Genomic DNA, 20,462 nt, shown 5'->3' with positions numbered 1-20,462 from the left:
CTTAGAGTTCGTACAACTCGGCGAGGCTGCGCACGCCGCGTTCGTTCCAGTGGTCCAGGGCCCGCAGCGTTGCTCGGGCCCCGGCAATCGTGGTCGAGTAATTCACCTTGTGCTGCAGGGCCTGACGGCGGATCGAGAACGAATCGGCGATCGCCTGACGCCCTTCGGTGGTGTTGACGATGTAATCGATCTCGTCGTTCTTGATCAGATCGACGATGTGCGGGCGCCCCTGCACGACCTTGTTGACGTAGGTGCACTCGATCCCGTTTTCAACCAGATGTTTCCAGGTGCCTTCCGTGGCGATCAGGCGGAAGCCTCGCTCGATCAGCTCGCGTGCGACCGGCAGCAAGCGCTCCTTGTCGGCGTCGCGCACACTCAGGAAGGCGGTGCCGCTCGAGGCCGCTCGAATGCCGACCCCCTGCTGGGCCCTTGCGACCGCGGCACCGAAGCTCAGGCCTACGCCCATCGCCTCGCCGGTCGAACGCATTTCGGGCCCGAGGATAGGGTCGACGCCCGGGAACTTGATGAAGGGATAGACCGGTTCCTTGATCGAGAAGAAACGGCTGCTCAGATCCTGATCGATGCCCTGCTCCGCCAGGCTGCGGCCGACCATGCAGCGCGCTGCCACGCGAGCCAGCGGCGTGCCCGTGGCCTTGGACACGAAGGGCACGGTTCTCGAGGCTCGAGGGTTGACTTCGAGCACGAAGATGTCCTCGCCGCGAACGGCGAACTGGACGTTCATCAGGCCGACCACGTTCAGGGCCCGGGCCATCTGCCGCGTCTGATCGGCGATGGCTTCGATGATCGCCTCGGGCAGGGAAAACGGCGGCAGGCTGCAGGACGAATCGCCCGAGTGAACGCCAGCCTCTTCGATGTGCTCCATGATGCCGCCGATGATCACCCGCTCGCCGTCGCAGACCGCGTCGACATCGACCTCCGTGGCATGGTCGAGGAAGCGGTCCAGCAGGACGGGCGAGTCGTTCGACACCTTGACCGCCTCGGTCATGTACCGGCGCAGCTCATCCTCCCCGTGGACGATATCCATCGCCCGGCCACCGAGCACGTAGGAGGGGCGCACGACCAGTGGATAGCCGATCTCCCGGGCCAGCACGATGGCGGCCTCCGGGTCACGAGCCGTGCGGTTCGGGGGTTGCTTGAGACCCAGCTCGTTCAACAGGGCCTGGAAGCGTTCCCGATCTTCCGCCAGATCGATGCAGTCCGGCGTGGTCCCGACGATCGGGGCCCCGGCGGCTTCGAGTTCACGAGCCAGCTTCAAGGGCGTCTGGCCACCGAACTGGATGATGATGCCCTCGGGCTTCTCCAGCTCGATCACGGCCAGCACGTCCTCGAGCGTCAGTGGCTCGAAGTACAGGCGGTCCGAGGTGTCGTAGTCCGTCGACACCGTTTCCGGGTTGCAGTTGACCATGATCGTCTCGTAGCCGAGATCGCGCATCGTCAGGGCGGCATGGACGCAGCAGTAGTCGAACTCGATGCCCTGTCCGATCCGGTTCGGGCCGCCCCCCAGCACCATGATCTTGGGTTTGTCCGAGGGCTTCGATTCGCAGGCCTCACCCCAGGTCGAATACATGTAGGCGGTGGTCGTGGCGAACTCGGCCGCGCAGGTGTCCACGCGTCGGAAGACCGGCCGCAGGCCCGCGCGAAGACGAAGCTTGCGAACGCTGGCTTCGTCCAGACCCACCAGGCTGGCCAGGCGGGCATCCGAAAAGCCGAAGCGCTTGAGCTCGAGCAAGCGGGCATCGGTGAGCCCGGCCACGCCCTGCTCGGCCACGGCCTGCTCCTGCTCGATCAATTCGAGGACCTGGTCGAGGAACCAGGGGTCGATTCGCGTGAGGCGATGGACTTCCTCGAAGCTCATGCCGCGGCGGAAGGCTTCGGCCACGTAGAGCAGCCGATCGGGTCCGGCCTCCTGCAATTCGCGTCGAATCCGCGTGCCGACCTCGGACTCACTGCCTTCGATCTCGACCGGATCCAGGCCAGTCAGGCCCGTCTCCAGGCTGCGCAGGGCCTTGTTGAGGGACTCCTGGAAAGTGCGGCCGAAGGCCATCGCCTCACCGACCGATTTCATCTGCGTGGTCAGGCGGTCATTGGCGGCCGGGAATTTCTCGAAGGCGAAGCGCGGCACCTTGGTGACCACATAGTCGATCGCCGGTTCGAAGGAGGCCGGCGTGGCGCCACCGGTGATGTCGTTGAGCAATTCATCGAGGGTGTAACCGACGGCCAGCTTGGCGGCGACCTTGGCGATCGGGAAACCGGTGGCCTTGGAGGCCAGGGCCGAGGAACGCGACACGCGCGGGTTCATCTCGATCACCAGGATGCGGCCGTCTTCCGGGCTGACGGCGAACTGCACGTTCGAGCCCCCCGTATCCACGCCGATCTTGCGCAGCACCGCGATCGCGGCATCGCGAAGCTCCTGGTATTCCTTGTCCGTCAGGGTCTGGGCCGGGGCCACGGTGATCGAGTCACCCGTATGCACGCCCATCGGATCGAGGTTCTCGATCGAGCAGATGATGATGCAGTTGTCGGCTCGGTCCCGTACCACTTCGAGCTCGAATTCCTTCCATCCGAGCACCGACTCCTCGAGGAGGACTTCGTTGGTCGGCGACAGGTCGAGACCGTGGCTGACGATTTCGACGAATTCTTCGCGGTTGTAGGCGATTCCGCCACCCGAACCACCCAGGGTGAAGCTGGGGCGGATGATGGTCGGGAAACCGACCTGCTTCTGGATCTCCATCGCTTCTTCGAGGGAATGGGCGACGGCTGCGGTTGGCACACCCAGGCCGATCTCGCCCATGGCCAGGCGGAAGCGGTCGCGATCCTCGGCCATGTCGATGGCATCCTCGGACGCGCCGATCATCTCCACTCCGAACTCCTCGAGCACGCCTTCGCGAGCGAGATCCAGGGCGCAGTTCAGCGCCGTCTGGCCACCCATGGTCGGCAACAAGGCGTCCGGGCGCTCCTTCTCGATCACGTCGCGGACCACGTCCCAGCGGATCGGCTCGATGTAGACGGCATCGGCGACCTCGGGGTCGGTCATGATCGTCGCCGGATTGGAGTTGACCAGGATGACCCGGTAGCCCTCTTCGCGCAGGGCCTTGACGGCCTGCACACCCGAATAGTCGAATTCGCAGGCCTGACCGATGACGATCGGGCCGGCGCCGATGATCAGGATGGATTGGATGTCAGTTCGCTTGGGCATGGCGGGGCTTTCTCTGGAATCGGTGGGTCGGCATCACTGCCGTTCGGCCATCAGCTGGGCAAAGCGCTGGAACAGGGGACGAAGATCATGCGGTCCCGGGCTGGCTTCCGGGTGGCCCTGAAAGCCGAACGCCGCCCTGCCCTGCACCTCGATGCCCTGCAGGCTGCCGTCGAACAGGGAGCGATGGGTGGCCCGCAGCCCTTCGGGCATGGAGGCCTCGTCGACGGCGAAGCCGTGATTCTGGGAGGTGATCAACACCTGCCCGCTATCGAGATCCTTGACGGGGTGATTCGCGCCGTGATGACCGAACTTCATCTTCACCGTGCGGGCGCCGGCGGCCAGGGCCAGTAGCTGGTGCCCGAGGCAGATGCCGAAGGTCGGGACGTCCTTCTCGAGCAGGGTGCGAATGGAGCGAATCGCGTAGTCCAGGGGCTGCGGATCGCCCGGGCCATTGGAAAGCATGACGCCGTCGGGCTGCATGGCCAGCACCTTCTCGACGGGGAAGTCCGCCGGCACGATCGTGATCCGACACCCGGCATCGGCCAGCAGGCGCAGGATGTTGCGCTTGAACCCGTAGTCGTAGCAGACGACGTGGAAACGTCCGCTGCTACGGGCGAATTCGCCGGCCTGCAGATCCAGGGTACCTTCGGACCATTCGATCGGCGCCTTGACACTGACCTGGCTGGCCAGGTCCTGGCCGGTCATCGACACGCAGTCGCGCGCCTGGGCCAGTGCCGCCTCGGCGTCGAGCTGGTCGCCCACCATCAGGCAGGCGTTGAGCGCGCCATGCTCGCGAAGGTGCATGGTCAGGCTGCGGGTATCGAGCTGGGTGATCCCGGGCACATCGTGATCGCGCAGGTAGTCATCGAGGCTGCGCTCCGCTCGCCAGGAACTGGTCCGGCGGGCGCTGTGGCGCATGATCAGCGCGCGGCAGTGGATGCGATCGGACTCGGCATCGGCCGCATTGACCCCCGTGTTGCCCACGTGCGAGCCGGTCAGGGTGACCATCTGCCCTGCGTAGCTCGGATCGGTGAGAATTTCCTGATATCCGGTCATGGCCGTGTTGAAAACGACTTCGCCGGTGCACGTCTTCGACGCGCCGATGCCCTCTCCGGAAAACGTGGTGCCGTCTTCCAGAACCAGTAGTGCCTGCTGTCGGGACAAGATTTGACCTCCGGGTAAGCCGACCGATCCGGGCCTGAAAGGCCCTGGAATCAGCGCCGGCGCTGATCGGGCAGCATGCCCGATTTCCGGGCGGGTATTGTAACGGAGCGCGCCGGTTTCGGCCAGCGCTGAATGCGTGAACGGGTCGCGGTTTCCGCCCGTTCAGGGCGGACTCAGCTGACTTCCTGCTGAACCAGGTCGGGGCCGAGTAGCGGCGCCTCTTCGGCAGGCTGGAGGGTCTGGGCGCTATGGCCCTGGGCCAGCAGGTAGTCCAGCCACTTCAACAGCGCCCGATTCAGGCGCCAGTTGCGTACCACCAGACCGTGCATCGGCAGCTCCGGGCCGGCCAGACGCTGAATGCCCTGCTCCGGGCTGAAGGCCGTGGCCTCGGCCATCCGGGCATCGTGATAGACGCGGATGTGTGCGTTCGGATTGTGCTGCTGGGAATCGCCGATCAGGTAGGTCAGACGAAGGAAGGTCGTGTAGTCGTGACGCTCGATGACCTGCATGTAGAGGTCCGGACAGCCATCGATCCTCGACACCAGACAATCGCTGCGGCCGAGGCCGTCGGGCATGAGCACGTTCAAGGCACGAAAGACGGCAGTGTGCAGCTCGGGCAGGCGGCGGGCCAGAACCTGGGTGGGCGGGTGCAGATTTTTGACGGTTGTCAGCATCGGTTCAGGCCAGCACGGCGCGATGGCGCCTTGAGTTCAGTACGTCAGTGTCAGAAGATGGACCGGGAATGTTGTTCTAGGTTCCCCATAGTGTGGTGGCAATACCACCGAATGGCAAGACCTGCCGCATCGATCACGGCTCGAATCAGACCTGATCGCGTTGCAGGCCCTGTTCGAGCAGGATTCGGCTGGCCAGTTCCTCGACCGAGGAGTCGGTCGTCGACAGCACCGGCAGCTTCTCCGACCGGAACATCGCCTCGGCCGCATCGACCTCGTAGCGACACTGCTTGATCGACGCATAACGGCTGCCGGGGCGCCGCACCTCGCGGATCTGCGCCAGGCGCTCGGGGTCGATGGTCAGGCCGAACAGCTTGCGCTGGTGCTGACGCAGGAAGGCCGGCAGGCGCGGCTGCTCCAGATCCTCTTCGGTGAGCGGATAGTTGGCCGCCTTGATGCCGTAGTGGAGCGCCATGTACAGGCAGGTCGGCGTCTTGCCGGAGCGGGACACGCCGACCAGGATCACGTCGGCCTGGTCCAGCTTCTTGCTGATTCCATCGTCATGGGTCAGCGCGTAGTTCGTGGCCTCCATGCGGTCTTCATAGGCATGGCTGTTGCCCATCCCGTGGGCCTGCCCGACCCGCGGCGAGCGCTCGACGCCCAGAATTTCCTCGAGCGGTTCCATGAAGGTCGCGAACATGTCGAACACGTGCGCATTGGCGGCGGTCAGCTCGCCGCCGATGCCGGTATCGACGATGGTGCTGAACACCAGCGGACGGGTACCGTCGGCCTCGGCCGCCCGATCGATCAGGGAAACGGCGTCCCTGGCCTTGCTGTGGGTGTCGACGAAAGGCAGGCGGATTTCCCGGAAATCGACCGCCGAAAACTGCGTCAGCAGGCTGTGCCCGAAGGTTTCCGCGGTGATGGCAGTGCCATCGGAAACGAAGAATACGGTCTTGCGCATGGAATCCGAGTGCCGATCAGGGTGGTCAGGGGGGTAGAATACCGGGTTTTTCGGCTCACCTGAACCAAGACTCCGGGGCAAGATTCGTGACTGACTACATTCTCTGGCTGGACGAACTGGGTATGGCCGACCTCGACAAGGTCGGCGGCAAGAACTCCTCACTCGGCGAAATGATCGGCAATCTCAGCGGGCTCGGCGTCAGCGTGCCGGGCGGTTTTGCGACCACGGCCGATGCCTTTCGCGAGTTTCTGGATCAGTCCGGACTGGCGGGTCGCATTCAGGACGCTCTCGAACATCTGGACGCCGAAGATACCCGCGCACTCGCCGCCACGGGTCGGCAGATTCGCGACTGGATCATGGAGACGCCGCTGCAGCCGGCGCTCGAGGCGGCGATTCGGGAAGCCTGGGCGGAAATGGAATCACGTTACGGACAGGGCCTGGCCGTCGCGGTTCGCTCCTCGGCGACCGCCGAAGACCTGCCCGATGCCTCGTTCGCCGGTCAGCAGGAGACCTTCCTGAACGTTCGCGGTCTGGATGAAGTCCTGGAAAAGCTGCACGCCGTCTTCGCCAGTCTCTACAACGACCGGGCCATCGCCTATCGCGTTCACCACGGCTTCGATCACCATGACGTCGCCCTGTCGGCCGGGATTCAGCTGATGGTGCGATCCGGCAGCGGCGCGTCGGGCGTGATGTTCACCCTCGACACGGAATCCGGCTACCGGAACGTGGTCTTCGTGACCTCCAGCTACGGTCTGGGCGAGAGCGTCGTCCAGGGGGCCGTCAACCCGGATGAGTTCTATCTCTTCAAACCGAACCTGGAAGCCGGCAAGCCAGCCGTGCTGCGCCGTTCCCTCGGCAGCAAGGCCACCCGCATGGTCTACGCCGAAGGCTCCGGCGTCCTGACCGAAGACACCCCGGAGGCGCTTCGCAATCGCTTTTCGATCAGTGATGACGACGCCACGCGTCTGGCCGAGATGGCCCTGACCATCGAAAAGCACTACGGCCGTCCCATGGACATCGAGTGGGGCAAGGATGGCGAATCGGGTCAGCTGTTCATCCTCCAGGCGCGTCCGGAAACGGTCAAGAGCCGATCGGGTCAGGCCATGGAGCGCTTCAAGCTGGAAGAAACCGGCGATGTGCTCGCCGAAGGCCGAGCGATCGGCCAGCGCATCGGCACCGGCGTGGCACGGGTCATCGAGAGCCTCGACGAGATGCATGACGTGGCACCCGGCGACGTCCTGGTCACGGACATGACCGATCCCGACTGGGAGCCGATCATGAAGCGCGCGGCGGCCATCGTCACCAATCGTGGCGGACGCACCTGCCACGCGGCCATCATCGCCCGCGAGCTCGGCATTCCGGCCGTGGTCGGCTGTGGCGATGCCACCGATCGCATTCCCCATGGCGAACAGGTCACCGTGGCCTGCTCCGAAGGCGACACGGGGCGGATCTACAAGGGCAAGCTCGCCTTCAGCGTGGCCGAGGACACCCTCGACGAAATGCCGCCGGCACCGCTGAAGATCATGATGAACGTGGCCAATGCCGACCGGGCCTTCGATTTCGCACAGATTCCCAACCACGGCATCGGCCTGGCGCGGCTCGAATTCATCATCAACCGGATGATCGGCATTCACCCGCGTGCCCTGCTCGAATACTCGAAGCAGAACGAGGAAGTCCGCGCCGAGATCGACCGCCGCATCGCCGGCTATGCCGATCCGGTTTCCTTCTACGTCGACAAGCTGGCCGAGGGCATCGCGACGATCGCGGCGCCCTTCGCACCCAATCCGGTGATCGTTCGCCTGTCCGATTTCAAGAGCAACGAGTACGCCAATCTCATTGGCGGCGAGCAATACGAGCCCGAAGAGGAAAACCCGATGATCGGCTGGCGCGGCGCGTCGCGCTACGTCGATGAGAGCTTCAAGCCGGCGTTCGAGCTGGAATGCCGGGCCCTGAAGAAGGTCCGTGAAACCATGGGCCTGAGTCACGTCTGGGCGATGATCCCCTTCGTCCGGACCGTCGACGAAGCCCGCGACGTGGTCGAAGTCCTGGAAGGTTTCGGCCTGAAGCGTGGCGAGCAGGGCCTGAAGCTGATCATGATGTGCGAGCTGCCTTCCAACGCCCTGCTCGCCGATCAGTTCCTGGAGCATTTCGACGGCTTCTCGATCGGCTCCAACGACATGACCCAGCTGACCCTGGGCCTGGATCGCGATTCGGCGCTGGTGGCGCACCGTTTCGACGAACGCAACGATGCGGTCAAGGCTCTGCTGTCGATGGCGATCAAGGCCTGCCGGGACCGCGGCAAGTACATCGGCATCTGCGGACAGGGCCCTTCGGACTACCCCGATCTGGCCCAGTGGCTCCTCGATCAGGGGATCGAAAGCATGTCCCTGAACCCGGACACGGTGGTTGACACCTGGCGAATGCTGGCCAGTTCCGACTAGGCCTTGCCCGACAGTTGCCCCATGAAGCGCCGGTAGTAACGCAGCTCCTCGATCGATTCGCGGATGTCGTCCAGCGCCTGATGAGAACCGGTCTTTCGGAAGCCGTCTGCCACGTCCGGCGCCCAGCGCTGGGCAAGGATCTTGACCGTGCTGACGTCGAGGTTACGGTAGTGGAAGAAGGCCTCCAGCCGCGGCATGCCCTTCGCGAGGAAGCGGCGGTCCTGGCAGATGGAATTCCCGCAGATCGGCGACTGTCCCGCTTCGATGTGGCCCTGAAGAAAGTCCAGGGTCTGTTGCTCGGCGTCGGCAAGGTCGACCCGGCTGTCCAGGCAGCGCTGGATCAGGCCCGATTGCCCGTGGGTGCGCCGGTTCCATTCATCCATCGCCTCGAGCACCTCGGCCGGCGTGTCGATGGCCAGCACCGGCCCCACGGCGACTTCCTCGAGCTGCTCGTCGGTTACGATGGTCGCGATTTCGATGATCCGGTCCCGCTCGGGGTCCAGGCCGGTCATTTCCAGGTCGATCCAGATCAGGTGCGTGTTGTCCATGGTTGCAAGGCGTTCGCGGCGGGAAGCGCCGAACTATATCAAGGCCGGGGACGGCGGGCAGCATGAGTACCAGGGCGACGGTACTGGAAGCCTGGGCCAATCGAGCGGTGGCCGAGACCGTCGACGGCCGCCTGGTCGCCTTCCATTTTCCGCGCCGACTCGAACGCCCCCTGCCCGGCGACGAGATCCTGCTCAACGAGCGCGATGAGCTCGACGAATTGCTGCCGCGCAGGAATCGCTTCGGCCGCGGCGACAACCGCGGCCAGTTCCGGCCGATCGCGGCCAATCTCGATCAGACCCTGATCGTCATCGCCGCAGAACCGGCACCCAGCCCCGACCTTTTGCATCGCTATCTGGCCGCCAGTCGTATCTGCGGCATCGAGCCGATCATCGTGCTGAACAAGACCGACCTCCCTACCCCGAGTCAGGCACCCTTCGACGAGCTCGAGGGCTTGATCGAGCTCGGCTATTCCGTCATCCGGACCTGTTGCACGCACGCCTCCGGCATCGACGGTCTGGCGGAGCGCCTCGAGGGGCGGACCAGTCTGATCGCCGGCCAGTCCGGCGTCGGCAAGACCTCCCTGGTCAACGCCCTGATTCCCGAGCTCGACCGCCAGACCGGTGCCCTCTCCCAGGTCACCGGCAAGGGTAGGCACACCACGACCTCGGCCCGGCTCTGCCACCTGCCCGAGGATTCGGGCTGGCTCGTTGACACCCCGGGCGTCTGGGAATATGGCCTCTGGCAGATGACGCCCCGAGAGCTGCTGCGGGGCTTTCCCGAGTTCCTCGAGGCTTCGGATGGCTGCCGGTTCAGGGACTGCAGCCATCAACACGAACCTGGATGTGGCGTGCGTGCCGCCGTCGAGGCCGGTGTGATTCCCGATTTCCGCTATCGCGCCTGGCTCCGCCTGCTCGACGAGCAGGCTCGCCTGAGCCGGTCCTGAGGACCCAGCGCGGCGCCTACCAGGGCAAGGACTCCCCGTTGGCATGGCGGAACGAGCCCGTGAGGCGCATGTCCAGCTCGTGAATCCGCTCGATGAGCTGTGCGGCCGCCTGATCCGGGTCGATGTGGCCGGTGTGCCCGGTCATCCCCGTTCGCACATAGCCCGGATGCAGCAGACCCACCGCGATACTCCGCCCCTTCAACTCGTGAGCCAACGACACGCCGGCGCTGTTGACGGCCGACTTGGACATTCGATACGCATAGGCGCCGCCCGAGTCGTTGTCGGCGATCGAGCCCATCCGCGAGGTGATGATCACCACCTTGCCGCCCTCGGCGAGTTGCTCTCGAAGGGCCGAAGTCACTCGGATCGGCGCCAGGGCATTGACCTCGAACTGGGCCCGCCAGTCATCGAGCTCATCCTCGATGCCTGCCAGACTCGATGGACGCAACAGGCCCGCGTTGTTGATCAGCAGGTCGATGGAGACGCCAGCCAGCCTGGCGGCCATCCGCTGCAGGTCCTGGCCCTGGGTGATGTCGATGCCCGCCTCGACCCGCACGCCCAGGGCGTCCAGTTCTTCGGAACTTCGTCGACAGATCCCGATGATGTCGAAATCGCCGGAAAGCTGTCTGGCCAGTTCCAGACCGATTCCCCGATTGGCGCCGGTAATCACTGCCGTGGCCATGGTCTTCTCCTCATTCCTTGAGTCCGGAGCCGTATGCTAGACTTCCCGCAGCCACCTTGTGGTGAATTTCGGGCTTGGAGGGGAAGCATCAGCGCGGCCGTCGATCCTGGTCGGGCGATCCTGGGCATCCTGCCCCGAAACCGGAATCCAGCGCGCCATCCCGGCAGGGGTGGTGCCCATGACAACAACACTTGATTCACGAGGAAAAGCACCATGATCAGACAGCACATCGCCAAGCTGATTTGGGGGGTGGTTTTCTTGAGCCTGACGAGCCTGGCCTGCGCGGACATCCTGCTCATCGAGAAGGTCCGCGAGCGGATGCTACGCGACCTTCCCGTCAATGGTCTGACCATGGACGAAGTGGAAGCTCGCTATGGCGAGCCGCTCGATCGCAGGGGCCCGGTCGGTGATCCGCCGATCACGCGCTGGGATTACGAGGACTACAGCGTCTACTTCGAGTACCGCATCGTGATCGAGAGTGTCCTGGACCCCGAGGCGGTCATGCGCGAGCTCGACGACGGGCCCAACTGACCCCCGAGCCGTCCCGCCCGACTTTCTATCGCTGGAGCAGCGTTCCATGATCCACGTCGATTTCCGGCTGCCGGCCGAATGGGAGCCGCAGAGTGCCGTTTTGCTGGCCTGGCCGCACGCAGGTGGCGACTGGTCGGAGCGCCTGACCGCCATTCGAGAGGAATATCAGGCACTGATCGAAGCCATTCTGGCTCGCCAGTCGGTGCTGCTGCTCGTTCAGCCCGGTGACCGCAGCGCCTCGCAGCAGCTGGGCGAGCGCCCCGGCCTGCATTTCATCGAGCTGCCCTTCGACGACACCTGGTGCCGGGATTACGGCCCGATCGTGCTGGTGGCCGCGGGTGAGCGCCTGGCCATGGATTTCCACTTCAACGGCTGGGGCGGAAAGTACAACGCCGAGAACGACGATCGCATCAATTCGGGCCTGGCCCGTCATCCCCTCTTCGAGAAGTTCCAATTCCGCCAGTCCCTGTTCGAACTGGAGGGCGGCGCCATCGACAGCGACGGCCAGGGCCGATTGCTGGTCAACTGGCACTGCCTCGAGACCCGGCATCCGCACCTGAGTCGCCAGGCCATCCGCGCGGAACTGAGCGAAGCCTTCAACCTGGAGGCGGTCATCGGAATCGACCTGCCCGCCATGAGCGGCGACGACACCGATGGCCACATCGATACCCTGGTCCGCTTCGCCGGCCCGGACACGTTGGTCTTCCAGATCCAGCGCGACGAGGCGCTGAGCACCCGCCTGCTCGGCCAGCTGGAGCTGCTTCGGCGCGCCGACGGCCAGCCCTACCGCTTGATCGGCCTGCCGCCTGCCCAGGGCTTCGATCCGGAGCTGCCGGCCAACTACGCCAATTTCCTGCTCATCAACGGGGCCTGCCTGATGCCGGCCTACGGCGTCGAAACGGACCGGGAGGCGCAGCAGCGTCTCGCCGAAGCCTTCGATGACCGGGAGATCGTGCCGGTCCCCGCGCGCACCATGATCTCCCAGTTCGGGGGACCGCACTGCGCCAGCATGCAGATTCCGGCGGCATTGCCATGAGCCGCATCCTGAAGGTCGGTCTGGTCCAGCAGGCGATGGACCCGGACATCGAAAGCAATCATCGCCGCTCCCTCGAGGGCATCGCCGAGGCGGTGGCCCAGGGAGCTGAACTGGTCGTGCTGCCCGAACTGCACGCCAGCGAGTACTTCTGCAAGTATCAGGACCCGGCCCTGTTCGAGCTGGCCGAGCCCCTGGATGGCCCGACCCGGCACCTGCTGGCCGACGCGGCCCGAGCGCATGACTGCGTCATCGTCGGTAGCCTGTTCGAAGCGCGCGCGCCCGGACTGGCCCACAACACCGGCATCGTGCTGGAGCGTGACGGCAGCCTGGCCGGCGTCTACCGAAAGATGCACATCCCGGACGATCCCGGCTACAACGAGAAGTTCTATTTCACGCCCGGTGATCTCGGCTTCGAGCCCATCGACACCAGCCTGGGGCGCTTAGGGCTTCTGGTCTGCTGGGACCAGTGGTATCCGGAGGCCGCGCGCCTGATGGCCATGGCCGGGGCCGAATTGTTGATCTACCCCACGGCCATCGGCGCCGATCCCAACGACTCCGAGGACGAGCAGCATCGTCAGCTCGATGCCTGGCGCACGATCCAGCGCGGGCACGCGGTTGCCAACGGTCTACCGGTGCTGGCCTGCAATCGTGTCGGCTACGAGCCGGATCGTTCCGGCGCCGGTCGGGACGCGGAGTTCTGGGGCCACAGCTTCGTCGCGGGCCCGCAGGGTGAGCTGCTCGACGAAGCCGGCAGCGAGCAGGAAGTGCTGGTGGTCGAACTCGACATGGATCGTGGCGAAGACGTCCGCCGTATCTGGCCCTTCCTGCGCGACCGACGCATCGACGCCTACGGTGACCTGCTCAAGCGTTGGCGGCGGTAGCGGGCTTTCGCTCTGACCGAGGCGACAGGTTCAGACCCCTCGCCGCCCCAGGTCCCGGACACGCGCCAGGCCCTTTTCGCGACTGGCCTCGCGATCGACGAGGCCGATGAAGGTCCCTCTAACCGGCTTGATTCCGCTGAATTTCAAGATGTTGCGCTTGAAAGCTCGAAAGGCATGCGCGCGGTAGAACCCTCGATAGAACAGACCCGGCATGCCCATCGTGATGATGATTCTCGCCGACTTGCCTTTCAGCTTGCGCTCGCCGAAGCCTTCGCGCGCCTCCGGCGCGAAGGCGAAACCGGGCCGGAGCACCTGCTCCAGAAAGGCCTTCAGTACGGCCGGCATCATGCCCATCCAGAGCGGAAAGACGAACACCAGGTGATCGGCCTCGAGGATGGCGGCCTGTGCGGCTCGCACATCGGCAGCATCGGCTTCGCGGTTCCAGTCCGACTCGGACTCCAGCGGCGGAATGTCGAGGCTTGCCACGTCGAGCTGCTCGACTCGATGCCCCGCGCCCTCGGCGGCTTCCCGGTAGGCCGCAGCCAGCGCATGACAGAAATGGCCGCCTCGGGGATCCGGGTGCGCCTGGATGATCAGGACCTTTGCGGGCATGCCTCTGGCCATGCGGGGTATCATAGCGAGTTTGATTGCCCACGGAGAGACCCGCATGGCCGACCACGCCCTGACCGCCCTTTCGCCCCTGGATGGCCGATACGCCGGCCGCCTCGGTGAACTGGCCGAACTGTGCTCCGAAGCCGGCCTGATCCGGCAGCGCGTGCGGGTCGAGATTGCCTGGTTCAAGGCCCTGGCCGCGCATCCGGAGTTCACGGCCCTGCCCGCCCTGGGTCCTGACGACGAGGCCTTTCTCGACGCCATGGTCGAGGACTTCGGCCCGGAACAGGCCGCGGCCGTCAAGGCCATCGAGCGAACCACGAACCACGATGTCAAGGCGGTCGAATACTGGATCAAACGGACCATGGCCCAGCGTCCGGGCCTGAAGCGCTCGCTGGAATTCGTGCATTTCGCCCTCACCAGCGAAGACATCAACAATCTGAGCTGGGCGCTGATCATCCAGCAGGCCATCGCCGATGTGCTCGACCCCCTGCTCTCGCGCCTCGACGAGCGCCTGCAGGCCATTGCCCTGGAGACGGCCGAGCTGCCGATGCTTTCGCGCACGCACGGCCAGACCGCTTCGCCGACGACGATGGGCAAGGAGCTCGCCAACGTCGTGTTCCGCCTGCGCCGCCAGCGCCGCGGCCTGAACCAGGTCGAACTGACCGGCAAGATCAACGGTGCCGTCGGCAACTTCAACGCCCATCTCGCCGCCTGCCCCGAGCTGGATTGGCCGGAATTGTCCCGTCGCGTCGTCGAGGATCTGGGCCTGGTCTTCAACCCCTACACGACCCAGATCGAACCGCACGACATGATCGCCGAAGTCAGCCATGCCCTGGTGCGCGTCAACACGATCCTGACCGATTTCGCGCGCGACGTCTGGGGCTACATCTCGCTGGGTTACTTCCGCCAGAAACTGGTGGAGGGTGAGGTCGGCTCTTCGACCATGCCGCACAAGGTCAACCCGATCGACTTCGAGAACGGCGAAGGCAATCTGGGCCTGGCCAACGCCCTTCTCGAACACCTCGCAGCCAAACTGCCGATTTCGCGCTGGCAGCGCGATCTCACGGACTCCACCGTTCAGCGCTCCCTGGGCTCGGCCTTCGGTTACTGCGCCCTGGCCTGGCACTCGATCCTGCGTGGCCTGGATCGCATCGCCGCCGACCCCGAGCGCCTGGCGGCCGATCTCGATCGGGCCTGGGAAGTGCTGGCCGAGCCGGTGCAGACCGTCATGCGCCTGCACGAGGTGCCCGAACCCTATGAAAAGCTCAAGGCCCTGACGCGCGGTCACGGAATCGACCGTGAGCGCCTGCACGACTTCATTCGCAAGCTCGAGATTCCCGAGGCCGATCGCGATCGTCTGCTGGCCATGACGCCGTCGAGCTACATCGGCAACGCGGCCGAGATGGCTCGGGCCATCGTTCGTCACGTCTGATGCAGCTCGGGCGGCTCGCGGGCTTCGATCGCCAGCGCTTCCTCGCCGAGTACTGGCGGAAGCAGCCCTGTCTGATTACCGGCTGGCTGGATCCGAGCCCGCTCGAATTCGACCGGCTCCTCGATCTGGCCGACGCCTGCGACCTGCCGACGCGCCTGGTCCGCGGCTCCAGCGAGAACGAGGACTGGTCCGTGGATCACGGGCCGATCGGGAAGATGGATCTTCCCGAAGAGTCCAGGGACTGGACCGTGCTGGTCCAGGAAGTCGACAAGGTCGACCCAGCGGTCGCGGCCCTTCTCGAGGACTTCCGCTTCCTGCCCAACTGGATCATCGACGACATCATGATCAGCCAGGCCGTGCCCGGCGGCTCGGTCGGCCCCCATCTCGATGCCTACGATGTCTTCCTGGTCCAGGCGAAGGGCCGTCGACGCTGGGAGCTGGCCGACGGCAGCTCCTTCCGCGCCGATGAGCGCTTCGAGCTGGCCCTGCTCGAGAGCTGGGTACCTGAATTCACTATCGAGACCGTTCCGGGCGACGTCCTCTATCTGCCCGCCGGCGTCGGCCACCACGGGGTGGCGCTCGACGAGGCCCAGACCTGGTCGGTGGGGCTTCGCACACCGTCCGGTCCCGAACTGCTCTTCGAGCTGGCCGAAACCGTGCTGGGACGCCCGGACAAGGCACAGCGCCTGAGTCTCGAGCGGATCGACCCGGCGCAGAGCGATGGCATTCCATCCGAGCTGATTGCCCAGGCTCGCGCTCAGCTCGAAGCCTGCCTGGAGATGGACGACCGGCAGCTCGGCGAGCTGTTGGCCGCTTTCCTGACGCGCTGGCGCTTGTGGGAGTCCGACAGCGAGGTCGAGCCCGAACAGATCCATGGAAAGCTTCGCGCCGGACTCGAGCTCCCGCTGGCGCTGAATGCTCGCCTGGCCTTGCTCGGTCACGGCGAGGATATGGCCCTGTTCGTCAACGGCGAGCGGATCGAGGCCCCTGCCCGGCTCGCGCGGGAGCTCAGCGTTCGGCGCCGGATCGGACCAGAGTGGCTGGAAGCGCCCGACGCCCTCGAGCAGTTGATCGGCGTCGATGCCATCGGCCCGCTCCCGGGGCCGCGCATCGTCTCGTCCCGAGGCGATTGAACTACCCCGCGAATCACTCGAAAGGCTTGAAAAGCGGACTATTCCGGCCCATAACCCCGACCAGCAACGTTATAATCCCGCGTTGACCTTGACCTTGCCGATCCAGAGCGCGCACCCATGACCGATTACCTCCAGGAGCAGTACCGGGCATCTCACCTGTCCGGAGGCAACGCCGCCTATGTGGAGGAGCTTTACGAACAGTGGCTGGACGACCCGTTCGCCGTGCCCGAGCACTGGCAACAGGTCTTCTCCCGCCTCGGGGCCGAGGCCGGCGACGACACTCGTCACCTCGCCATCGCCGAGTCCTTCCGCGGCCTGAAACCCGCTGGCGCCGCCGCCGAGGACTACAAGCAGGCCGGCGTGCTGCGAATGATCAACGCCTATCGAGTGCGCGGCCACAAGCGGGCCCACCTCGATCCCCTGGGTCTGAGCGAGCGGCCGCAGGTGCCGGATCTCGAGCTGAGCTTCCACAGCTTGAGCGAGTCCGATCTGCGCACCTCCTTCCACACCGGCTCTCTGGCTGCACCCGATCATCTGCCGCTGGCCGAGATCATCGACATCTGCCAGAAGACCTACTGCGGTTCCATCGGCGTGGAGTACATGCACATCGGGGACACCGAGCAGCGCCAGTGGCTGCAGCGCCGCCTGGAAGGCACGCGGGGCAACTACACCCCGCCGAAGGAAGACCGCCTTCGCCTGCTCGAGAAGCTGACGGCCGCGGAAGGCATGGAGAAATATCTCCATTCGAAATACGTCGGCCAGAAGCGGTTCTCGCTCGAAGGCGGTGAATCGATGATCCCGCTGTTCGACGCACTGATCCGTCATACCGGCAGCCAGGGCGTTCGAGAGATGGTCATCGGCATGGCCCATCGCGGCCGGCTCAACGTACTGGTCAACGTGCTCGGCAAGCGCCCGGGTGACCTGTTCGCCGAATTCGAGGGCGTCATCGCCAAGGACGACCCGACCCGCTCCGGCGACGTCAAGTACCACATGGGTTTCAGCTCCGACGTGCGCACGCCCGGCGGCGTGGTCCACCTGGCCCTGGCCTTCAATCCGTCCCATCTGGAGATCGTCAATCCGGTCGTGGCCGGCTCGGCCCGCGCCCGCCAGAGCCGCCTGGGCGACCACGAGCACGAGCAGGTGATGCCGGTGCTGGTGCACGGTGATGCGGCCATCGCCGGCCAGGGCGTGGTGATGGAATTGCTCAACATGTCGCAGGCGCGCGGTTTCGCCGTCGGCGGCACCTTCCATATCGTCGTCAACAACCAGGTCGGCTTCACGACCTCCAATCCCCTCGACGCCCGTTCGACCCTGTACTGCACCGAAGTGGCGAAGATGGTTCAGGCGCCGATCCTGCACGTCAACGGTGATGACCCCGAGGCGGTGATCTACGCCACGCTGCTGGCGGCCGATTTCCGACGTGAATTCAAGAAGGACGTGGTCATCGACCTGGTCTGCTACCGTCGCCATGGCCACAACGAGGCCGACGAGCCGGCCGCGACGCAGCCGCGCATGTACCAGGTCATCCGCAAGCTCGATCCGGTGCGCAAGAAATACGCCGATCGTCTGATGGCCGATGGCCTGATCGACAAGAGCAAGGTCGAGGCACTTCAGAGCGAGTACCGCGACAAACTCGATGCGGGTGAGCCGGTGGTCGACCTGGTTCCCGACGAGGAGGCCCTGGTCACCGTCGACTGGCAGCCCTACCTCGACCGGGAATGGCGCCAGGACGTGGCCACGGGGATGTCACTGGACAGCATTCGATCGTTGTCCGAGCAGATGACGACGATTCCCGAGGGCTTCGGCCTGCACAAACAGGTCGAACGCATCATCGAATCCCGCCAGAAAATGGCGGCCGGCGAGCAGCCCCTGGACTGGGGCTTTGCCGAGACCATGGCCTATGCCGGCCTGATCACCGACGGTCACGGTCTGCGCCTGGTCGGGCAGGATTCCGGTCGCGGCACCTTCTTCCATCGCCACGCCGTCCTGCACAATCAGAACGACGGCAGCAACCGCGTTCCCCTGGCTGAGCTGGCCGATGATCCGAAGAAAGTCACCATCATCGATTCCCTGCTCTCCGAAGAGGCCGTGCTCGGCTTCGAATACGGCTATGCCACGGCCGATCCGGGCACCCTGGTGATCTGGGAAGCCCAGTTCGGGGATTTCGTCAACGGCGCCCAGGTCGTGATCGACCAGTTCATCGCCTCGGGCGAGGCTAAGTGGGGACGCCTCTGCGGCCTGGTGATGTTCCTGCCGCACGGCTACGAAGGCCAGGGTCCGGAGCACAGTTCGGCTCGCCTGGAGCGATTCATGCAGCTGTGCTCGGGCAACAACATCCAGGTCTGTGTGCCCTCCCTGCCCTCGCAGATGTTCCACATGCTGCGCCGTCAGATGCTGCGCCCGTTCCGCAAGCCGCTGATCGTGCTGACGCCGAAGTCCCTGCTGCGGCACAAGGCGTCGACCTCCAGCCTGAGCGACCTGGTCGATGGTCAGTTCCAGCTGGTGATCGACGATCCCGCCAAGCCGGAACCGAGCAAGACCAAGCGCGTCGTGTTCTGCGCCGGCAAGGTCTATTTCGATCTGGCCAGCGAGCGCGACGAACAGGGCATCGACGATATCGCCCTCGTACGGGTCGAGCAGCTCTATCCGTTCCCGCGCGAAGAGGTCCAGGCCATCGTCGAACGGTATGGCAAGGCCGAGGAAGTCATCTGGTGCCAGGAAGAGCCGATGAACCAGGGCGCCTGGTTCCAGATCCGGCACCATCTCCAGGCCTGCACTGGCGGCAAGTCCCTGAAGTACGTAGGTCGCGAGGGCTCCTCCTCGCCGGCGGTCGGGTATTACCAGGTCCATCTCGAACAACAGAAAAAACTCGTCAGCCAGGCGCTGACGCACGGTGAAGGCTTAGCGTAAGGACGTATTCATGAGCGTAGAAATCAAGGTTCCCAATCTCCCCGAATCGGTGTCCGACGCCACGGTCGCCAAGTGGCACAAGCAGCCCGGTGACTTCGTCGCTCGCGACGAGAACCTGGTCGACCTGGAAACCGACAAGGTGGTGCTGGAAGTTCCGGCGCCGGCCGATGGCATCCTCAAGGAGATCGTCGCCGAGGCCGGTGAGACGGTAACCGAAGGCCAGGCGCTCGGCGTTCTGGAAGAAGGTGAAGCACCGGAAAAACCGGCCGAAAGCGAGGCGAGCGAAGGCGATGCGAAGGCTGACGCGGCACCGGCCAAGGCAGCCGCCGGCGAGTCCGCCCAGTCCGGTGGCGCTCCGTCGCCCTCGGCCAAGCGCGCCGCGGCCGAGCACCAGGTCGACACGTCCGAAGTCCAGGGCAGTGGTCGCGGTGGACGGGTGACCAAGCCCGATGTCATGCGCCATGCCGCCGGCGGCGGCGCTCGTCCGGAGGAGCGCGTCAAGATGTCGCGCCTACGCTCGCGGATCGCCGAGCGGATGAAGGAGGCCCAGAACACGGCGGCCATCCTGACTTCCTTCAACGAGGTCAATCTGCAGGCCGTGATGGACATCCGCGCCCGCTACAAGGACGAGTTCGCCCAGAAGCACGGCGTCAAGCTCGGTTTCATGTCCTTCTTCGTCAAGGCCTGCTGCGAAGCCCTGCAGAAGCACCCGGTGGTCAACGCCTCCGTCGATGGTGACGAGATCATCTACCACGGTTACCAGGACGTCGGCATCGCCGTGTCCACCGACCGCGGCCTGCTGGTGCCGATCCTGCGCAACGCCGAGAGCATGAGTCTGGCGGAGATCGAGGCTGCCATTGCCGACTACGCCACTCAGGCACGCAAGGGCACGATCCAGCTCGAGGACCTGCAGGGCGGTACCTTCACGATCACCAATGGTGGCGTGTTCGGCTCGCTGATCTCGACGCCGCTGCTCAACATGCCGCAGAGCGCGATTCTGGGGATGCACACGATCAAGGAACGCCCGATCGCCGAAAACGGCGAAGTGGTGATTCGTCCGATGATGTACATCGCCCTGTCCTACGACCACCGGATCATCGACGGCAAGGACGCCGTGCAGTTCCTGGTGGCGGTCAAGGACGCCCTGGAAGACCCGTCCCGCCTGCTGCTAGGACTCTGAGGAAGAGCGCTGATTCTGGCGTTTCGGCAAGAACCGATGTAACCACGAAGGGCACGAAGAACACGAAGGAAGCAAAAACAGGGTTTTCTTCGTGAACTTCGTGCCCTTCGTGG

At 65.0% G+C, this 20,462-nt stretch carries 16 protein-coding genes; 9 read left to right on the top strand and 7 right to left on the bottom strand.

Features of this window, described 5'->3' with window-relative positions:
- Position 1 precedes the first annotated feature (1 nt).
- From carB to ppsR, 4 genes are all read right to left on the bottom strand, one after another.
- Positions 2-3,217: a carbamoyl-phosphate synthase large subunit gene (gene carB, locus WM2015_RS07830; protein ID WP_049725517.1), complete on the bottom strand. Its 3,216-nt coding sequence runs from the start codon at positions 3,215-3,217 to the stop codon at positions 2-4.
- Positions 3,218-3,250: 33 nt separating this feature from the next.
- Complete coding sequence (carA, locus tag WM2015_RS07825; RefSeq protein WP_211260915.1) at positions 3,251-4,381, bottom strand: glutamine-hydrolyzing carbamoyl-phosphate synthase small subunit; 1,131 nt, start codon at positions 4,379-4,381, stop codon at positions 3,251-3,253.
- A 173-nt stretch (positions 4,382-4,554) separates the two neighbouring features.
- On the bottom strand, positions 4,555-5,055 hold the full coding sequence (locus WM2015_RS07820; protein WP_049725515.1) for a DUF1249 domain-containing protein: 501 nt from the start codon (positions 5,053-5,055) through the stop codon (positions 4,555-4,557).
- A 145-nt stretch (positions 5,056-5,200) separates the two neighbouring features.
- Entirely contained in the window at positions 5,201-6,016 is an 816-nt protein-coding gene (gene ppsR, locus WM2015_RS07815) for a posphoenolpyruvate synthetase regulatory kinase/phosphorylase PpsR (RefSeq protein ID WP_049725514.1), read from the bottom strand.
- 86 nt (positions 6,017-6,102) lie between these two features.
- On the opposite strand from ppsR, the gene ppsA reads away from it, so the two are divergent.
- Entirely contained in the window at positions 6,103-8,457 is a 2,355-nt protein-coding gene (ppsA, locus tag WM2015_RS07810; RefSeq protein ID WP_049725513.1) for a phosphoenolpyruvate synthase, read from the top strand.
- Here ppsA and orn read toward each other — a convergent pair.
- Positions 8,454-9,005 carry an oligoribonuclease gene (gene orn / locus WM2015_RS07805; RefSeq protein WP_049725512.1) on the bottom strand — a complete coding sequence of 184 codons (552 nt, stop codon included), beginning with the start codon at positions 9,003-9,005 and terminating at the stop codon, positions 8,454-8,456. The two genes, ppsA and orn, sit on opposite strands and share 4 nt — an antisense overlap.
- A 62-nt stretch (positions 9,006-9,067) precedes the next feature.
- Here orn and rsgA point away from each other — a divergent pair, with 62 nt between their 5' ends.
- Positions 9,068-9,949, top strand: a complete 882-nt coding sequence (gene rsgA / locus WM2015_RS07800; RefSeq protein ID WP_049725511.1) for a ribosome small subunit-dependent GTPase A — start codon at positions 9,068-9,070, stop codon at positions 9,947-9,949.
- A gap of 16 nt (positions 9,950-9,965) precedes the next feature.
- On the opposite strand, the gene WM2015_RS07795 is transcribed toward rsgA, so the two are convergent.
- Positions 9,966-10,631, bottom strand: coding sequence for an SDR family oxidoreductase (locus tag WM2015_RS07795; protein WP_049725510.1), 666 nt, complete (start codon positions 10,629-10,631; stop codon positions 9,966-9,968).
- A 213-nt stretch (positions 10,632-10,844) separates the two neighbouring features.
- Here WM2015_RS07795 and WM2015_RS07790 point away from each other — a divergent pair, with 213 nt between their 5' ends.
- From WM2015_RS07790 to WM2015_RS07780, 3 genes are read left to right on the top strand one after another with little or no spacing between them, the layout of a single operon-like run.
- A complete protein-coding gene (locus tag WM2015_RS07790) occupies positions 10,845-11,162 on the top strand; it encodes a hypothetical protein (RefSeq protein ID WP_245609742.1) in 318 nt (105 codons plus the stop codon).
- Between the two features lie 46 nt (positions 11,163-11,208).
- On the top strand, positions 11,209-12,198 hold the full coding sequence (locus WM2015_RS07785; protein WP_049725509.1) for an agmatine deiminase family protein: 990 nt from the start codon (positions 11,209-11,211) through the stop codon (positions 12,196-12,198).
- Positions 12,195-13,079, top strand: coding sequence for a carbon-nitrogen hydrolase (locus tag WM2015_RS07780; RefSeq protein WP_281173110.1), 885 nt, complete (start codon positions 12,195-12,197; stop codon positions 13,077-13,079). Before WM2015_RS07785 ends, WM2015_RS07780 begins: the two co-directional genes overlap by 4 nt.
- Before the next feature lie 30 nt (positions 13,080-13,109).
- On the opposite strand, the gene WM2015_RS07775 is transcribed toward WM2015_RS07780, so the two are convergent.
- A complete protein-coding gene (locus WM2015_RS07775; protein ID WP_049725508.1) occupies positions 13,110-13,691 on the bottom strand; it encodes an NAD(P)H-dependent oxidoreductase in 582 nt (193 codons plus the stop codon).
- Between the two features lie 55 nt (positions 13,692-13,746).
- On the opposite strand from WM2015_RS07775, the gene purB reads away from it, so the two are divergent.
- The 4 genes from purB to odhB all read left to right on the top strand — a co-directional run bounded on the left by purB (position 13,747) and on the right by odhB (position 20,349).
- A complete protein-coding gene (gene purB / locus WM2015_RS07770; protein ID WP_049725507.1) occupies positions 13,747-15,126 on the top strand; it encodes an adenylosuccinate lyase in 1,380 nt (459 codons plus the stop codon).
- A complete protein-coding gene (locus tag WM2015_RS07765; protein ID WP_049725506.1) occupies positions 15,126-16,259 on the top strand; it encodes a cupin domain-containing protein in 1,134 nt (377 codons plus the stop codon). Before purB ends, WM2015_RS07765 begins: the two co-directional genes overlap by 1 nt.
- A gap of 117 nt (positions 16,260-16,376) precedes the next feature.
- Positions 16,377-19,169, top strand: coding sequence for a 2-oxoglutarate dehydrogenase E1 component (locus WM2015_RS07760; RefSeq protein ID WP_049725505.1), 2,793 nt, complete (start codon positions 16,377-16,379; stop codon positions 19,167-19,169).
- Positions 19,170-19,179: 10 nt separating this feature from the next.
- Positions 19,180-20,349: a 2-oxoglutarate dehydrogenase complex dihydrolipoyllysine-residue succinyltransferase gene (gene odhB, locus WM2015_RS07755; RefSeq protein WP_049725504.1), complete on the top strand. Its 1,170-nt coding sequence runs from the start codon at positions 19,180-19,182 to the stop codon at positions 20,347-20,349.
- Positions 20,350-20,462: the final 113 nt, after the last annotated feature.

The sequence above is a fragment of the Wenzhouxiangella marina genome (assembly GCF_001187785.1).
Lineage (GTDB): Bacteria > Pseudomonadota > Gammaproteobacteria > Xanthomonadales > Wenzhouxiangellaceae > Wenzhouxiangella > Wenzhouxiangella marina.
This window is presented reverse-complemented; position numbering and strand designations above follow the sequence as displayed.

What these genes read in the sequence shown, in the direction of transcription:
- carB (WP_049725517.1), bottom strand. Translation starts at nt 3,217, where the DNA reads ATGCCCAAGCGAACTGACATCCAATCCATCCTGATCATCGGCGCCGGC.
- WM2015_RS07820 (WP_049725515.1), bottom strand. Translation starts at nt 5,055, where the DNA reads ATGCTGACAACCGTCAAAAATCTGCACCCGCCCACCCAGGTTCTGGCC.
- ppsR (WP_049725514.1), bottom strand. Translation starts at nt 6,016, where the DNA reads ATGCGCAAGACCGTATTCTTCGTTTCCGATGGCACTGCCATCACCGCG.
- orn (WP_049725512.1), bottom strand. Translation starts at nt 9,005, where the DNA reads ATGGACAACACGCACCTGATCTGGATCGACCTGGAAATGACCGGCCTG.
- rsgA (WP_049725511.1), top strand. Translation starts at nt 9,068, where the DNA reads ATGAGTACCAGGGCGACGGTACTGGAAGCCTGGGCCAATCGAGCGGTG.
- WM2015_RS07795 (WP_049725510.1), bottom strand. Translation starts at nt 10,631, where the DNA reads ATGGCCACGGCAGTGATTACCGGCGCCAATCGGGGAATCGGTCTGGAA.
- WM2015_RS07790 (WP_245609742.1), top strand. Translation starts at nt 10,845, where the DNA reads ATGATCAGACAGCACATCGCCAAGCTGATTTGGGGGGTGGTTTTCTTG.
- WM2015_RS07785 (WP_049725509.1), top strand. Translation starts at nt 11,209, where the DNA reads ATGATCCACGTCGATTTCCGGCTGCCGGCCGAATGGGAGCCGCAGAGT.
- WM2015_RS07780 (WP_281173110.1), top strand. Translation starts at nt 12,195, where the DNA reads ATGAGCCGCATCCTGAAGGTCGGTCTGGTCCAGCAGGCGATGGACCCG.
- WM2015_RS07775 (WP_049725508.1), bottom strand. Translation starts at nt 13,691, where the DNA reads ATGCCCGCAAAGGTCCTGATCATCCAGGCGCACCCGGATCCCCGAGGC.
- purB (WP_049725507.1), top strand. Translation starts at nt 13,747, where the DNA reads ATGGCCGACCACGCCCTGACCGCCCTTTCGCCCCTGGATGGCCGATAC.
- WM2015_RS07765 (WP_049725506.1), top strand. Translation starts at nt 15,126, where the DNA reads ATGCAGCTCGGGCGGCTCGCGGGCTTCGATCGCCAGCGCTTCCTCGCC.
- WM2015_RS07760 (WP_049725505.1), top strand. Translation starts at nt 16,377, where the DNA reads ATGACCGATTACCTCCAGGAGCAGTACCGGGCATCTCACCTGTCCGGA.
- odhB (WP_049725504.1), top strand. Translation starts at nt 19,180, where the DNA reads ATGAGCGTAGAAATCAAGGTTCCCAATCTCCCCGAATCGGTGTCCGAC.